The organism is Erythrobacter sp., assembly GCF_024305245.1.
Classification (GTDB): Bacteria; Pseudomonadota; Alphaproteobacteria; order Sphingomonadales; family Sphingomonadaceae; genus Erythrobacter.
Map to the genome: position 1 here is coordinate 244,290 of NZ_JAMWYX010000005.1, position 15,693 is coordinate 259,982.

Annotated in this window: 9 protein-coding genes; 5 read left to right on the forward strand and 4 right to left on the reverse strand. The window is 64.7% G+C overall.

From position 1 onward, the window contains the following. Window positions 1–4: 4 nt before the first annotated feature. The 4 genes from Q0L48_RS09800 to Q0L48_RS09815 form a co-directional block, all read right to left on the reverse strand. Window positions 5–2,479, reverse strand: coding sequence for a zinc-dependent metalloprotease (locus Q0L48_RS09800; protein ID WP_296720317.1), 2,475 nt, complete (start codon window positions 2,477–2,479; stop codon window positions 5–7). 54 nt (window positions 2,480–2,533) lie between these two features. Continuing rightward, window positions 2,534–4,519: a S9 family peptidase gene (locus tag Q0L48_RS09805; RefSeq protein WP_296720318.1), complete on the reverse strand. Its 1,986-nt coding sequence runs from the start codon at window positions 4,517–4,519 to the stop codon at window positions 2,534–2,536. 108 nt (window positions 4,520–4,627) lie between these two features. Continuing rightward, window positions 4,628–6,946, reverse strand: coding sequence for an EAL domain-containing protein (locus Q0L48_RS09810; protein ID WP_296720320.1), 2,319 nt, complete (start codon window positions 6,944–6,946; stop codon window positions 4,628–4,630). A 13-nt stretch (window positions 6,947–6,959) separates the two neighbouring features. After that, window positions 6,960–8,765, reverse strand: a complete 1,806-nt coding sequence (locus Q0L48_RS09815; RefSeq protein WP_296720322.1) for a FecR family protein — start codon at window positions 8,763–8,765, stop codon at window positions 6,960–6,962. 125 nt (window positions 8,766–8,890) lie between these two features. Here Q0L48_RS09815 and Q0L48_RS09820 point away from each other — a divergent pair, with 125 nt between their 5' ends. From Q0L48_RS09820 to Q0L48_RS09840, 5 genes are all read left to right on the forward strand, one after another. Beyond that, window positions 8,891–10,537: a ShlB/FhaC/HecB family hemolysin secretion/activation protein gene (locus Q0L48_RS09820; protein WP_296720325.1), complete on the forward strand. Its 1,647-nt coding sequence runs from the start codon at window positions 8,891–8,893 to the stop codon at window positions 10,535–10,537. A gap of 46 nt (window positions 10,538–10,583) precedes the next feature. Continuing rightward, the gene (locus Q0L48_RS09825; RefSeq protein WP_296720326.1) at window positions 10,584–12,938 is read left to right on the forward strand and encodes a transketolase; all 2,355 of its coding nucleotides are present in this window, start codon (window positions 10,584–10,586) and stop codon (window positions 12,936–12,938) included. A gap of 106 nt (window positions 12,939–13,044) precedes the next feature. Further along, window positions 13,045–13,881 carry a family 16 glycosylhydrolase gene (locus Q0L48_RS09830; RefSeq protein WP_296720327.1) on the forward strand — a complete coding sequence of 279 codons (837 nt, stop codon included), beginning with the start codon at window positions 13,045–13,047 and terminating at the stop codon, window positions 13,879–13,881. A gap of 84 nt (window positions 13,882–13,965) precedes the next feature. Continuing rightward, window positions 13,966–14,646 carry a class I SAM-dependent methyltransferase gene (locus Q0L48_RS09835; RefSeq protein WP_296720330.1) on the forward strand — a complete coding sequence of 227 codons (681 nt, stop codon included), beginning with the start codon at window positions 13,966–13,968 and terminating at the stop codon, window positions 14,644–14,646. 276 nt (window positions 14,647–14,922) lie between these two features. After that, window positions 14,923–15,657, forward strand: coding sequence for an outer membrane beta-barrel protein (locus Q0L48_RS09840; RefSeq protein WP_296720333.1), 735 nt, complete (start codon window positions 14,923–14,925; stop codon window positions 15,655–15,657). Window positions 15,658–15,693: the final 36 nt, after the last annotated feature.

Consider the following 15,693-nt stretch of genomic DNA (forward strand, 5'->3'; position numbering starts at 1 on the left):
GCACTCATTCGCTGATCGTCAGCAGGCTGGACAGGTCCATCCAGTCATCCTCACCGATCGGATCGCCCGGCGGCACGCTGACCATGCGCGGCAGGCTGGCTGCCAGCTGTTCGCGCTGGTCGGGATCGAGCAGGCGGCGCGACAGGCTGAGCGCCCATGCGCGTTCGGCGCCGCCCGCCTTGCGCTTGCCCAGCGCCTCGCCGACGTCGCGGAGTTTCTGATCGAGCGCGGCGGCCACTTCCGGCGTTGCATCCGGGCGGCGCGCGACCCGCGCCATGGTGGCGAGCGTGCGGTAGGCAATACGCCGACCGAGATCGTCACCGGTCGATGCCAGCACAGTATCGGTCATCCGGTCGAGCAGTTCGCCAACCCCCAGCGCCTCGGGCTCGCTTTGGCTCTGCACCACCAGCCGCGCCAGCCTGCGCGGGGCGAGCAGCGTCTGCGCAGTCAGCTGGGCCGCAGCGTCAGCTGCCACCAGCGGATCGAACAGCGGGCCTCCCGCCGTGGCGAAAATCTCGGTTTCGTACTGGCGATCGGTGCTGCCGTTCTGCGCCGCCGAAAGCAGCGGCACCAAGGCAGGCGGCACGCGCAACACATCGGGCCGCAGCGTCGCCAGCGCCGCGTCCAGCGCCGCGCGCTGCTTTGCAGGAGCGACCGGTTCTGCCGCCTCGCGCCCGCCGCCGTTGACCGCATACACGAAATCGGCCCCGCCGATCTGCTTGGCGGCGGCCACCAGCTGATAGCGGTGGAGCAGCCACAGCGGCACGAACCGGCGGCGCAGGTTCGACACCGGCTCTCCCGGGCTCAGCGCACCAAGCCCGAAGCGCGCAATCGCGGCGCTGCGTACCTGCATCAACCGGTTGAGCTCAGCCACCGGATCCGCGCCGTCGTCCCACAGCCCGCCCCACGCATAGGCCGTATCGGCAGCGCGGGCGTTATCATCCTGCACATAGCGGAATTGTGCTGCCGCCTCAGCCGTTTCGCGCGCGTCCGCATCGGCATAGAGCCAGCGCACCGTCGCCACGTCCCACGCGCCGATCCCCTCGGCATAGGCGTCCGACAGGTCGGGCTTGCCGTCCACCAGGCCGATGCGCGGCGGCGGATAGTCCATCACCGATGCGCGATCCTGCGTGCTGGCGGCGAAGTTATGCGCAAAGCCCAGCGTATGGCCGACCTCGTGCGCGCCAAGCTGCGCCAGCCGGTCGAGCGCTACCTTGACCGGATCGTTCGGCCCGCCGCTGTTGAGTTCCCCCGCGCCGACCAGCGCCTGAAATATCTGGATATCCTGCCGCGCCCGCAAGGAACCGAGCACCACCATGCCCTTGACGATCTCGCCGGTGCGCGGATCGGCGATCTGCTGTCCGTAAGCCCAGCCGCGCGTCGCCCGGTCGACCCAGTTGACCATGTTATAACGCACGTCGAGCGGATCGGCCTCTTCGGGCAGCATTTCCACCCGGAAAGCGTCGATAAAACCGGCGGCATCGAAGGCATCGCCCCACCAGCCGATCCCTTCGAGCAATGCCGAGCGGATCGGTTCGGGCGTGTTGCGGTCGAGATAGAAGATGATCGGCTTTTTCACCCGCGAACGCGGCGCGGCGGGATCGAGCTTCTCCAGCCGGAAGCGGTTGGCCATGTCATAGACCACCGGCGCGCCGAGCGGCGCCGAAAAGTCCACCGCCTGCGTGGCAAATCCGCCGAGGCGCGGATCGAAGCTGCGCGGCACGAACCCAGGCTCGGGCAGCCGCACGAAACTGTGGTGAACCGTCAGCGTGACCTTGCCGGGTTCGGGCACGATATTCTCGACCTCGGCGCCGGGCTTTTCGGAGACGTAGGTCTGGATGGCATCCACCTCCAGATTATCGGGAAACAGGTGAACCGAGGCGGGATCGGCGAGGCTCAGCTTCTCCTCCAGCTTGAAGCCCTTGCCCGCGATCGACGATGCCGCGCCGATGCCGAACGGATCCTGATCCTGATTGAGCGATGCGGCGATGCCGAGCGTATCCAGCGTCAGGAACGGCGCGATGTCGATCACCAGACGGCCATCGTCCAGCGTTTCGGCGATGTCGGTCAGCCACACCGTCGATATGCCGAAATCGCTCGCCACTGCCTGCTGCTGCGCAGGCTCCCCGGAGCTGGCGCGGAACCGCGGGTTTTCGAACTGCACCGCGATCTTGCCGCCGATCCGCCGGAAAGCGACCATCTGGGTGTTACCCGTACGCCCCCGGTCAAGCACCAGCGGCGCGGAGCCGAGCCCGGTTTTGAGCGCGGTGCTGTACAGCACCCGCAGCGCCACGCCGTCCTCACCGGGACGCGGCAGGGTCAGCAGGATGCGGCCCTTGGCGGCATCGGTGCGCACCGGCACCAATCCGGTCTCGCCAGCGGGCGCAGCAATTTCCTGCGGGCCGACCTGCGCATTCACCGGGGCGAGCGGCAGGGACAGGGCCAGCAACAGCACCCCCAAACGTATGCGGCGCGTCATTATCATCATTCCCCCGTTTTTGACTGCGCAGCCGGTTCCAGCCGCGATCACATCTTAGTTCTTCTCTGAAAGCCCCAGCTGCTGCTCGATGAATTCGGCCTGCTGGCGGTAATAGAACAGCTGGTTCGACAGCTTGCGCCAGCCGTGGCCTTCATCGGGAATGCGGATGAAGGGCGCAGGCACCCCATTGGCGCGCAAGGTCTTCACCATCACTTCGGTTTCGTAGATGTCGATGCGCGGGTCCATCACGCCGTGCGAATAGAGCACCGGCACCGTTATCCGGTCGGCTTTGCGGATCGGCGAGTTCACCGTGTAGAACTCGCGCCACTTGGCCTCGGTAATATCGCCATATTCGATCCTGTCCGCTGCCTTCAGCGCAGGCGAGGCGACTTCGAGCGCGGTGACCCAGTCGGCCACCCCGAACAGCGAAACCCCGGCCGCGAATTCTCCGGGATACTCGGCCAGCACGGCATTGACCGCATAGCCGCCATAGGAGCCGCCCATCACCGCCGCACGGTCGCCGTCGATCAACCCGTCCGCGGCAAGTGCGCGCTTGAGATCGACCAGATCGCGTACCGAATCGAGCCGGTTCTCGCGGTCGTCCAGCGTGGAATAGGTGCGCCCGAGCCCGGTGGAGCCGCGCACATTGGGCTGGAACACCGCCACGCCGCGCGCGACATGGTACTGCGTCACGGCGGAAAAGCTCGCCGCACTCTGGCCCGAAGGCCCACCGTGGACGCTGAACAGCACCGGCGGAGCGTCCGCCCCCGTGCCCGCGCCTTCGGGCAGATAGAGCAGCCCCTGCAACTCCACCCCGTCGCGCGCGGCGTAGCGCACCACTTCAGGGCGCACGAGCCGCGCGGGATCGAGGCCCGCCAGATTGGCAGCGAACACCTTGGTGGCGGTGCCGGCGGCCGGGTCGGTCAACCAGATTTCGCCCGGGGTCTGCCAGCCATTGACCCGCACCATCAACTGGCCGTCAGCCTCGCAATCGAGCTGGTATTTGCCTTCGGGCAATTGCGGCATTGCAATCGCGCGCTTGTCCTGCGTGTGCCAGCCGCGCAGCGCGTCAAACCCGTCCTCGTTCTGGCTCCAGTAAAGGTATGTCCCGCCGCTGCCGCACAATTCGATATTCTCGACGTCGCTGGTCGCATCGAACACCCGCTCGAACGCGCCTTTGGCGATGCTGTAGAACGCAAGCGTGCCGAATTCGCGGTCGCGGTTGGTGGAGAAATAGAAACCGGAGGAATCCGCCGTCCACGCGAACCCGCCCAGCGTGTGCGCCGAGCGGTTTTCGACCGGCGGTTTCGAGATCGTGGTCATCGATCTGGTCGCCAGATCGAGCAGGTAGAGATTATCGGCATCCTCGCCCACAGTCTCGGTCACGATCGCATATTTGCCGTCGGGCGAGATCGAGCGCGCGGCAAGCCCGAGTTCGGACTGGACGATCAGTTCGCTCTCCCCGCTCAGCGTGCCGCGGTAGATATCGAACACCCCGGCGCCGCGCGCGGTCGATGCATAGGCGAAGCTGCCATCGGCCGCGAAATCACCGAAGATGCGGAAATCGCCGCGTGCTGCAGGCAGAACCTCGGTTTCGCTCGCGCCATCGGCGGTGATCGCGAAATAGCCGGGCTGCTCGTTGCCGTCTTTGTCGGCGGAATAGAACAGTCGGCTGCCATCGGGCGTCCAGACCGGTGCGCGAACACCTGTTTTGAAGGTAACTTGCCGGGGCTGCCCACCGGATGCGGGCATCACCCACAATTCGCTTTCGCCGGTGATATCCCACGCAAACGCGATCGTCTTGCCATCGGGCGACAGATTCGCCGCGCCCGGTCCCGATGCGAGCAGATAGCGGGCGATATCCGCCGGATAATCCCCGGCCCTGCCGATGGTGATGTCGCCATTGTCGGGCTCGATCGCCGCGATCGAAAGGTCTGCCCCCTTGGCCCCTCCGAAGCTTTCTTCGGCATCCTGCGCGAACGAGGTCTGGGGAAGCGCTGCCATGGCGATGGCGCTGGCGAATAAAGCAGTGCGGTTCACGGTCACCTCATCGGACGCGGCGGGAAGCGTACAGCATTAACGTTCCGGGAGACGGACGCAATGCGCTGAATACCTGCCGTGCCGGGTGACGGCGATCAGGCCAGCGGATCAGGCCGCGAGGGCTTGTGACTTTCCGACGATTTCGGCCAGCTTGTCAGCGGCAACGGGCCGGCTGATGAGGTAACCTTGCGCATAGTCGCACTGGATCGCTTTCAGGAACGATAGGCAGCCTGCCTCCTCGATCCCTTCGGCCACCACCTTGAGCCCGAGTTCGTGGGCCAGTTGCACGGTGGATCGCACGAGCATGGCATCGCCGCGGTCGCGATGCGCGTTCTGCACGAACATCCGGTCGATCTTGAGTTCCGAAAGCGGCAGCAGCTTGAGATAGTTGAGCGTCGATTGTCCGGTGCCGTAATCGTCCATCGAAATGCGGATACCGCTGGCGCAGAACCGTTCGAGCATGGCGATGGCTTCTCCGGTGTTCTCGAACTGGGCGGATTCGGTGACCTCGAAGGTCAGGCGATGGGTCGGCACTTCGGAGCGCGAGACAAGCGAAAGCACCCGGTTGGCGAAGCTTTCCGAAGTCAGCAGCACAGCCGAAATGTTGACCGCGACCTGCATCACCAGCCCGCGTTCGCACCACGCGCGCATATCTTCCAATGCCCGCGCGAGCACGCCGATGGTGAGATCGTCGATCCGGCCCGCTTCCTCGATCAGCGGAATGAAACTGTCGGGCGGGAGCATCCCGCGCTGCGGATGATTCCAGCGCACCAGCGCCTCGACCGCGTCGATCTGCCCGGATTTGAGGTTGAGCTTGGGCTGATAGACCACCGTCAGGTGCCCTTCGCGCAGCGCATCGTCGAGTTCGCCAAGGAGCGAGAATTGCTCGGTCGCAGCTGCGCCCTCGCCTATGGCATAAAGCCGCCAGGGCTTGCCCGATCGCTTGGCGAGACTGGCGGCATGGGCGGCATTGGCGGCAGCTTCGGGGACATCGGCGGGCGCCACGCCGAAGGTCAATGATACGCCGAGCCTGCGTCCGGCGACTTCGAACGGGCTGCGCATCACGGCCCTCAGCCCGGCCAGCAGCGGCTCGATTTCCTCAAGCTCCAGCGGCGACGACCAGACAAGCGTGCGATCGTCGGTCCGGTAAATGCTTGCCGCACAGCCTGCGACCGTCAGACGCTCAACCAGCCGCCGCAGCAGGTCGCCCAGATTCTCCTTGCCCGCGGCCAGCTTCAGACCGTCGAAATCGTCGATCTGGGCAGCGATGAAGTGGCGTGTGTCGGTCTCGGGAAGCCGTGTGTCGAGCGCAAGCTTGTTGGGCAGGCCGCTTTCGGAATCGATCCGCCGCCCGCGCTCGGCCCGGTGGTGGGTGAGGAACACCACCCGCAGCAATGCGGCAAGCGCCGGAAGGGCAAGCGCCGGAGTAATCTCGAACCACAACCCTGCATAAACCCGCGCGGCCAACCAGCCCGCCAGCAATCCTGCCGTGACCAGCACAAGCCGCGCAGCCACCTCGCCGCGCCGGCCCGCCCAAACCACCAGCAGCGCCAACAGCGCCGCCAGCGCCAATGGACCTGACCACCCGCCATAGACCGGCGTTCCCTGCGTCAGCGTCTCGGCCGCGAAGGCTTGCACGATCACTCCGTGAATGACCCCATGACGCGGCGCCGGGTAGCGATCTCCCATCTCAATCGCCGTGGCACCGACGATAACGTCCTTGCCCTTCAGCGCGGCCGGATCGAATTCGCCGCGTTCGACCGCGATGAAGCTGTGGCGCGGTATCGTCGCAGGATCGATGGCGAAGTCGATCGGGAAGCTTTCGCCGACCCGCCCGGCGCTTCCTGTGGCGAAGGCCGCGATCGAGGGGCGCGCAAGATCGCCGGTTTTCGTGCCGAGCGGCATGCGGCGCACGAAGCCGTCCGGATCGGGGATGATCGACACCGAAGCTAGATGGGCATGTTCGCGCAATACGGGAATGGGCAGCGCGTCCAGCTGTCGACCATCGCGAAAACCGGCATTCTGAGCGAAAGTCGGCAGCGCGACCGGTGCATCGGCAGCCGCAATCGCCGCGGCGAAAGCGGCATCATCCGCAGGGTTCGAGCTGCTTGAAAAATCGACGTCGAAGCTGATCGAGCGGACGCCCGCAGCATCGAGCTGCGCGACCAGTTGCGCATAGTGATCGCGCGTCCACGGCCAGCGCCGGATTGCAGCCATGCTGGCGGCATCCATCTCCACGACATGCACCTGCCCGCTGGCAGACCGTTCAGTGAGGGCAAAGCCCCGTTCCTCCAGCCACAGGTCGGCCGGCTTGAACGCGCCTGTCGCAGCGGCGAGCCCGACCACCACGGCGAGCGCCAGCATTCCGGCAATCCGCAGCCAGAACGAGTCGACGAAATTCGGGATGAAGGAGCGCCGCCGGCTCATCAGGCGCCGGTGCCTAGCGGAGTTCGGCATGCGACCGGTTTGTGCTGGCGGGTACGCGATCAAGCCGGTTGCCGAGATCGCTGTATGCGGGATCAATGGCCATGTCGGAGGCCGCGCCGGGATTCAGCGCGCCAGCGTTCTGTCCGGCGCCACCGTCGATGCTGCCGATGCCGGAGCCGGGTACCAGGCCGCCACGATTTCCGGTTCCGGTGCTGTTGTCACCACCGTCATCATCGCCGCCGCCATTACCGTTGCCGTTATCGCCATCGTCGCGGTCGTCATCGCCGTCATTATCGCCGTCGTCACGATCATCGTCGCCGTCATCGCGGTCGTCATCGCCGTCGTCGCGGTCGTCATCGCCGTCATCGCCGTCGTCGTCGCGGTCGTCATCGCCGTCGTCGCGGTCGTCGTCGCGGTCGTCATCGCCGTCGTCGCCGTCATCGCCGTCATCGCGGTCTTCGTCGCCATTGCCATTGTCGCCGCCACCGCGGTCGTCGTCGTTGCCGTCGTCGTTGCCGCCGTTGCCACCACCATTCACGTTGCCGTCGTCGCCGCCGTCGCCGCCATTGCCGTTGCCGCCATTGCCGTTGCCGCCGTCGTTGCCGTTGCCGTTGGCATCGCCGCCGCCACCGTTGCCTTGGCCACCGTTGCCTTCGCCGCCGTTGCCGTTGCCGTTGCCGTTGCCGTTATCGCTGCCGCCTTCGCCGCCATTGCCGTTGCCGTTATCGCTGCCGCCTTCGTTGCCGCCGCCTTCGTTGCCGCTGCCTTCACCGCCATTGCCGTTACTGCCGCCATTGGCGTCGCCGTTTCCTTCACCGCCACCGCCATTGGCGTCGCCGCTGCCACCGCCATTGCCGCCGCCGTTACCTTCACCGCCGGTGCTGTCGCCGCCGCTATTGCCGTTGCCTGGAGGCGTGCAGGCCCCCTGGAAGCAGGCAGTACCATCCTCGGCAATCCCGCCAGCTGTACTGAAAGGCGGTGCCGCGCCGCGCGCGGTATTGTCGGCGACGATCACCGCCGCGACGGCAGTAATCTCGCCGGAGACGAAGCCGCTCGAATAGCCTCTCAGGTCGCCAGGACTGCTGGCGATCACGGTATCGATCCGGCGCGAGCCACGATCTTGTGCGGCGGCAGGTCGCGAACCAGAGGCTCCGCTGCGCTCGCCCGCTTCGGCAGATCCGCCCATAGCAGGCGCGGGAGCTGCCGGTCCGCCAGCCGGTCGGGCCGGAGAATCAATCACCCGGCGGCCGTCGGCCTCGATCACCAGCCGCATGGAATCGGCTGCCGCCACCATCGCCACTGCGCCCGGCAGCACCAGTTCGCGGGCACCGCCGTCGAGGGTAGACGCCTCGACCGCGCCTTCGGTCACCTGCAAAGTCGCGGCGTCCTCTCCGACTGCGATGATGAAGGTGGTGCCTTTGACCACCGCCGCGAGATAGGGTGTTTCCACTCCGAAATGCGGATCGGCCTTCTTGCCGATATTGAACAGCGCGCTGCCATAGTCCTGCAGCACCTGAATGATCGAGCGGCTGCGTGCGGCCTCGGGAATACGAATCTGGGTGTTCTGCCGCAAAGTAACGAATTCGCTTCCGCGCACCAGCACTGCAGACGCACGCGCCTGCGTTCGCACGGTCGCGCCGGGCGTCAGAGCCTGTCCGGTCGAAGCTGCACGTTCGCCGCTGCTGTCGATGACCCGCACGCTGCCCTTGGTTTCCGAGATGGTCCATGTCCCGTCCTGCGCAAACGCAGGCGCACCGCTGAACAGTATCAGCAGCATCGGCAAAACAATGCGCGACAGGTGATGAAATAGGTTTTCCATGGATGCCCGATACAGCCGGTTCTCTTCCAGATGGATTTAAGGAATTGGTGAAGAATAACTTAAGGGAGCCTTTGATTAACCTTTGGAACTTATGGCCTTCAGCGGTCCAGGCGGAGTTTCAAGTCTTGAAGTGGGTTAATGTCGCGACATCGGGTGCCGTATTGCTCGCCGGGCATAGTCTGGCGGCTCAGGATGCGCTCGACCGTACCGACCCGTTCCAGCAGATCGAACGCGAACGTCCCGCGGCCCAGCCCGAAGAATCGGTACGAATCGCGACTCAGCCGGTTCTCGACACGCCTGCAAACACCGTCATGACGGATGGTGCGGCTGTGGGGGCCATCGTCATCGACGGACTTGTGGCGCTCGACCGGGCCGATTTCGCGCCCGTGATCGAACCTTACGCCGGCCGCAGACTGGACCATGCCGAACTGCGCAGCCTTGCCGATGCCGTGGCCAATCATGCCCGCGAGCGCGGCTACATCCTCGCCACGGCATGGATTGCGCAACAGGCGCTGGTGGGCGGGGTGCTCCGCATTACGGTCGATGAAGGCGGCCTCGACGATATCCGCATCGAAGGCTCCGATGATCCGGCGATCCGCAAGCAGTTGCGGCGGCTGCTCGATCATCAGCCGCTCACGCTGGCTGCCCTGCAACGTGAAGTCCTGCTGGCCGATGATCTTCCCGGCGTCTGGATCCGCGATACGAGGTTCGAACGTGACGGTGACCGCCGTGTTCTGGTGGTCGATGCCCGCCGCGAAGATTTCGCCGGATCGGCGCTGGTCGCCAGCGATGGAACGAAACCCGTCGGCCCGGTGCGGGCGCGGATCAACCTCGATGCAAACGGGTTGATCTCCCCCTATGACCGGGTCGACCTCAGTTTCTCCGCCACCCCGCTCGATCCCGAAGAACTGGCGTTCTTCAGCGCGCGCTACAGCATGGTCGTGAATGACAGTGGCACCAGCGTGGGCGCGTTCGGTTCCTATTCGCGAACAGAGCCCGGCGCCTATCTTGCCGCGCGCGAACTGCTGGGCACATCATGGCGCGGCGGGTTGCGGATGCGCCACCCGCTGCTGCGTAGCCAGCGCGGCAGCTTGTGGCTGGAGGCGAGCGCGGAACTGCAGGATTTGCAGCAGGACAGTTTGGGGTCGCTCGCCCGGCATGACCGGATAGCTCTGGCGCGCCTCGGTTTCTACGGTTTCGGACCATTGGCGGGCGGCACATTGCAAGGTCGCGCTACCGTCAGCCAGGGTTTGGACATCCTCGGCGCAACCGCGCTTGGCGATCCGCTGGCCTCGCGCAGCGATGCACCTCCGGGTTTTACCACCCTGTCGTGGTGGCTGAACTGGCGGCGCGGTCTGGCTGCGCGATTGAGCCTGTCGCTGGAGGCGACCGGCCAGCTTTCGGCCGATCCGCTGCTGATCGGCGAGAACTTCGCGCTGGGCGGCAACAGCTTCCTGCGCGGCTATGATTTTGCGCAACGCATCGGCGATCAGGGCATCGCCGGGGTTGGGGAACTGCGTTACGACTGGCCAGACGCGCTGGGTGCAGTCGAGCGCCTGCAGCTCTATGCCTTTGCCGATGGCGGCACGGTGACAAACCTCGGCGATGGCCGTGGCAGCGGCACGCTCGCGTCCAGCGGGGCGGGGTTGCGGACGGATATCAATCGCAGCCTCGATTTCGATCTCGAAGTCGCCGTACCGCTGACCGAGCCGCGCTACGATACCGACGACAATTCGCCGCGCATCAACATCCGGGTCAGCCAGTCGTTCTGACTCCGCACTTGCCCTGAGGTTGCGGACTACCTAATCGCCCATCGCGATGAACGCCCCCTCCACTGACCTGGCCAACGATCCCGCCCCGCGCGAAGAAGTGGTTGCGCTGCTCACGCAGATCGAGCAGCGGCTCCGCTGGCTGTCGTCTTGGACCGTCCACAACGCCAATAACCTGCGTGAGAAGCGCGACGGGTTGAAGGTCGGCGGGCATCAGGCCTCCTGCGCCTCGATCACCGCGATCATGACCGCGCTTTATTTCCACGCGCTGCGTCCGCAGGACAAGGTGGCGGTCAAGCCGCATGCCGGGCCGGTGCTGCACGCGATCCATTACCTGCTGGACGAGCAGACCCGCGAAAAGCTGGAGCGGTTTCGCGGGCTTGGCGGCGTGCAATCCTATCCCAGCCGCACCAAGGACACGATCCCGGTCGATTTCTCCACCGGCTCGGTCGGGTTGGGGGTGGCGGTGACGGCGTTCAGCAGCCTCGTGCAGGATTATCTGATCGCCCACGGCCAGCGGGCTGAGGCCGATGCAGGCCGGATGATCGCGCTGATGGGCGATGCCGAACTGGACGAAGGCAATATCTACGAATGCCTGATCGAAGGCTACAAACACGACCTCAGGAATTGCTGGTGGATCGTCGACTATAACCGCCAGAGCCTCGACGCGACCACCGCCGACCGGATGTTCCGGCGGTTCGACGATATCTTCGAGACCTGTGGTTGGCGGGTGGTGACGCTGAAGCACGGGGCGCTCCAGCGCGAGGCGTTCAGGCAGCCGGGCGGCGCCGCGCTGGAAGACTGGATCGAGAACTGCCCCAATGCCGATTTCGCGGTGCTGACCTATCTCGGCGGTGCGGCATGGCGCGAGCGGCTGATGCGCGATCTGGGCGAAGTGCCCGATGTGCCGGAACTGCTCGCTGCCCATGATGATGCCGCGCTCGCCCGGTTGATGACCAATCTGGGCGGCCATTGCCTCGAAACGCTGATCGACGCCTTCGACAGCATTACCGACGACCAGCCGACCTTGTTCATCGCCTATACCGTGAAAGGCTACGGCCTGCCGCTGGCGGGGCACAAGGACAACCATTCGGGGATGATGAACACGTCCCAGATCGAGGGCCTGCGCGACGATCTGGGCATTGCGCCGGGGCAGGAGTGGGACAAGTGGGCGGGCCTCGGCGATAATCTCGCCGCCAGCCTCGATGCGTTCGTTCGGAAAAGCCCGATCGCGCGCAAGGCGGCGGAACACAGTGCACCTGCGGTGCCCGTCCCCGCCCGCCTGCCGGTGCCCGAAGGCGCGGTGCAATCGACGCAGGCTGCGTTCGGGCGGGTGCTGTTCGATCTCGCCAAATCGGACGAGCAACTGGCCGACCGGATCGTGACCACAGCGCCCGACGTCACCCAGACCACCAATTTGGGCGCCTTCGTCAACCAGCGCGGGCTGTTCCGGCGGCAGGAACTGGCCGATGTGTTCCAGACAGCGCGTATTCCTTCGGCGCAGAAATGGGCGGCGCACGGCGCGGGCCAGCATATCGAACTGGGCATTGCCGAACACAATTTCTTCCTGCTGCTCGCCTCTCTCGGCCTTGCCGCACCGCATTTCGGTACGCGGTTGCTGCCGGTGGGGACGGTCTATGATCCGTTCATCGCGCGCGGGCTCGATGCGCTCAATTACGGCTGCTATCAGGATGCGCGGTTCCTGCTGGTCGGTACGCCCTCGGGCATCACGCTGGCGGGCGAAGGCGGAGCGCACCAGTCGATCAACACCCCGCTGATCGGGATGGGACAGCCGGGGCTGGAAAGCTTCGAGCCTGCATTTGCCGACGAGGTCGCCTTGCTGATGGCTTTCGCGTTCAAGCATATGCAGGCCGACGGCGGCAGCTCGGTCTATCTGCGCCTCACTACCCGCCAGATCGAGCAGCAGACCCGCGCCGACAATGTCTGGGAAGCAGGCGCGTTGGCCGGAGCCTATTGGCTGCGCGAACCCGCGCCCGGAGCCACTGCCGCCATCGCCTATTGCGGCGCGGTCGCGCCCGAAGCGCTGGCCGCGTGGGAGGCGTTGCAGGACGATCTGCCCGGCTTGGGCCTGCTCGCCGTGACGTCACCCGACCGCTTGCACCGCGACTGGTCGGCGGCGCGCGCCGCGCGCTGGACCGGGGCAGAGCGCAGCGCGTCGCACATCGAAACCCTGCTCGGTGCGCTTGCTCCCGGCGCAGGCCTAGTCACCGTGCTCGACGGCTCGCCTTCCGCGTTGTCGTGGCTTGGCGGAGTGCGCGGGCAGCGGGTCAGTCCGCTCGGCACCGACCGCTTCGGCCAGACCGGCGACCTGCCCGACCTTTACCGCACCTACCGCCTTGATATGCGCGCGATCATCGACGCCACCGCCGAGCTGTTCCTGTAAGCCGAACCCGTCCGAGCCTAACTTGCGCTATTTTGCCGCTCGCGTGCTGTGCCTAAACCCACGCTGATGCACTGAGCAACGCACGCGTTTGCAGGCGGAGGCGGATTTGACGGGCACACGAACAACCGGGCTCGCCCTGCTGACAACGGCGCTGATGACGGCGGTTGCAGTTCCATCGGCGCTGGTGATGGCCACGGCGGGTTCAGGCCAGTCACAACCCCCCGCCCCCCGGATCGCTGGCGGCAAACCTTTCGTCGACACCCTGTCCGCGCTGGACCGTGAATTATGGGCGGTGTCCGATGGCTGGGCGAACGGCCCATACATGGTCAATGACTGGCAGGCGTCCCAAGCCCGGTTCGACAAGGGCCTGACCCTTACTCTGGCACCCGGGATCGTCAAAAAGCACCGCTACTCATCGGGCGAAGTCCAGTCGAAGGCGAAATACGGACACGGCTATTTCGAAACGACCATGCGCGCAGCACCCGGCAGCGGGGTCATTACCGGCTTCTTCACCTACACAGGGCCGCCATTCGGCCAACCGTGGAACGAGATCGACGTCGAAGTGCTCGGCGCGAAGCCGCGCGAAGTGCTGCTGACCTATTTCTTCGGCGACGATAAGATTTCGACTGCCATCCCGCTCGATTTCGATGCCACTGCCGAATACCACACCTATGGTTTCGACTGGCAGCCGGGTTACATCGAATGGTATTTGGACGGTCGCCCGATCCACAGGGTCACCGGCGACAAGTTGCCGCTCCCGAACCTCGCCAAGAAGCTGATGATCAACCTTTGGGGAAGTGAAACCCTGAGCGAATGGTCCGGCAAAGTCGAGCCGGACGCCATGCCGACCACAGCCGATTTCACCTGCATCGCCTATTCGCCAAGCGCCGCAGACAGCATGCCGTGCCACGAACTGCGTCAGCAGGACAATACAGCCGCCTGAGGAGAATTTTACCGGAGAATTATCATGCAGCATTCAAGGATCGAGAATGAGCGGATCTTCCACAATAACCGGTTCACCGAAGAGGTGCGCGACGCTCAGGGGAAATATTACGCGAGCATCAAGCACGGCTCGAAAAACTTCGACGACAAGGTGCTCGGCGCAAGCAGGAACGCGGACGTTCTGGAATACGGGTGCGGATCTGCCATCCAGGGCATCCGTGTTGCACGGCAAGCCCGCTCACTGACGGGCATCGATATCTCCGACGTGGCCATTCAGGACGCGCAAAAGGCCGCCGAAGAAGCTGGCCTCGTCAATACCGACTATCAGGTCATGAACGCCGAAGACATGACCTTCGACAGCGCATCCTTCGATGTGGTTTTCGGGCGCGGTATCATCCATCATCTCGATCTCGAACTGGCATTCCGGAACATCGCCCGCGTGCTTCGACCGGGCGGTGTGGCCATTTTCTGGGAGCCTCTCGGACATAATCCGATCCTGAACCGCTATCGCGACATGACCCCCCAGGCACGCACGCCCGACGAACATCCCCTGCTGCGCCAGGATTTCAAACTGGCGGGCCGGTATTTCGATCTCGGCAAGCTGCAGTTTTACGGGCTCACGACGATCTTGTCGGTTCCGATGCGCGACACTGCCGTCGGAGAAGCCGTGCTGTCAGCGACCGCGATCATCGATCAGATGATCTTCAAGACCCCGGCCCGCTGGATGGCATGGCATGTCCTGATGGACATGAAGAAACTGTACTGACCATCCCGCCGGGCCAGCAAGCGGGCTGGCGGCCGATAGAAGCCGACCGCGTCATAAAATACAATACCAACATAGATATGCCGGACGGCCGGCGGTGCGGCGCTCCGTGTCTCGATCAGGATGGCTCGCGAGAACACTATGTTATGTTTTAGTCTCATCGGGGCGCAAAGGTTCATCTGCTGACGGTCGATACGCTCGGCCACGTCTGAGGGCTGCCGATCAGGTTCGGTAGATTTCGGTCGCAAATGTTAGAGAAACACCGAAGGAGATAGATGTATGCGCACCACCATTTTCGGATGGGCACTTGCATCCTCGATGCTGGCCACGCCGGCACTTGCACAGGATACCGGCCCCTACGCAGGTATCGAAGGAGGAGCGGTCTGGGCCGACGAGATCGACGACAGCATCGATATCTTCGAAGATGAGGATACCGACGAGGATCTCATCGCGCTGGATACCGATACCGGCTGGGAAGCCGGCGCGATCGTGGGTTACGACTTCGGCCGGTTCCGGCTGGAAGGCGAAGGCGCCTACAAGCGGATCGGCGTCGACAGCATCAGCGCGCCCAACGGCGGGATCGATCTCGATCCAACCACGCCCGGCGTGATCGACAGTGAGCGTGAACTCGACGGCGATCTCACCGTGAAAAGCCTGATGGCGAACGCGCTTGTCGATTTCGGGTCGCGCGACACCATCAATTTCTACGCCGGAGGCGGCGCGGGCTATAGCTGGGTCGACATCGACTCCGAATTCGATCTGGAGGGCGACGCCAACCCGGAGCAACTCTTCAACGACGACAATGACAGCGGCTTTTCCTGGCAATTGATCGCAGGCTTGCGCTTCCCGGTGACGCGGGATCTGGATCTCGGGGTCAAATACCGCTTTTTCAACGTGGAAAACCTCGGCCTGCGGGCCGCCGATGGCAGTGACTTCGACGCGGATTTGCGAACGCATTCGGCTTTGGCGACGCTGACTTACAATTTCGGTCGTTCTGCGCCGCCTCCGGCGTAGAAATTGATGGTGTCGCGCGACCCGAAATCGACAAGC

Excerpts from the sequence above, each read along its gene's own strand:
- Q0L48_RS09840 (WP_296720333.1), top strand. The coding sequence starts at position 14,923 with ATGCGCACCACCATTTTCGGATGGGCACTTGCATCCTCGATGCTGGCC.
- Q0L48_RS09800 (WP_296720317.1), bottom strand. The coding sequence starts at position 2,479 with ATGACGCGCCGCATACGTTTGGGGGTGCTGTTGCTGGCCCTGTCCCTG.
- Q0L48_RS09825 (WP_296720326.1), top strand. The coding sequence starts at position 10,584 with ATGAACGCCCCCTCCACTGACCTGGCCAACGATCCCGCCCCGCGCGAA.
- Q0L48_RS09810 (WP_296720320.1), bottom strand. The coding sequence starts at position 6,946 with ATGAGCCGGCGGCGCTCCTTCATCCCGAATTTCGTCGACTCGTTCTGG.
- Q0L48_RS09815 (WP_296720322.1), bottom strand. The coding sequence starts at position 8,765 with ATGGAAAACCTATTTCATCACCTGTCGCGCATTGTTTTGCCGATGCTG.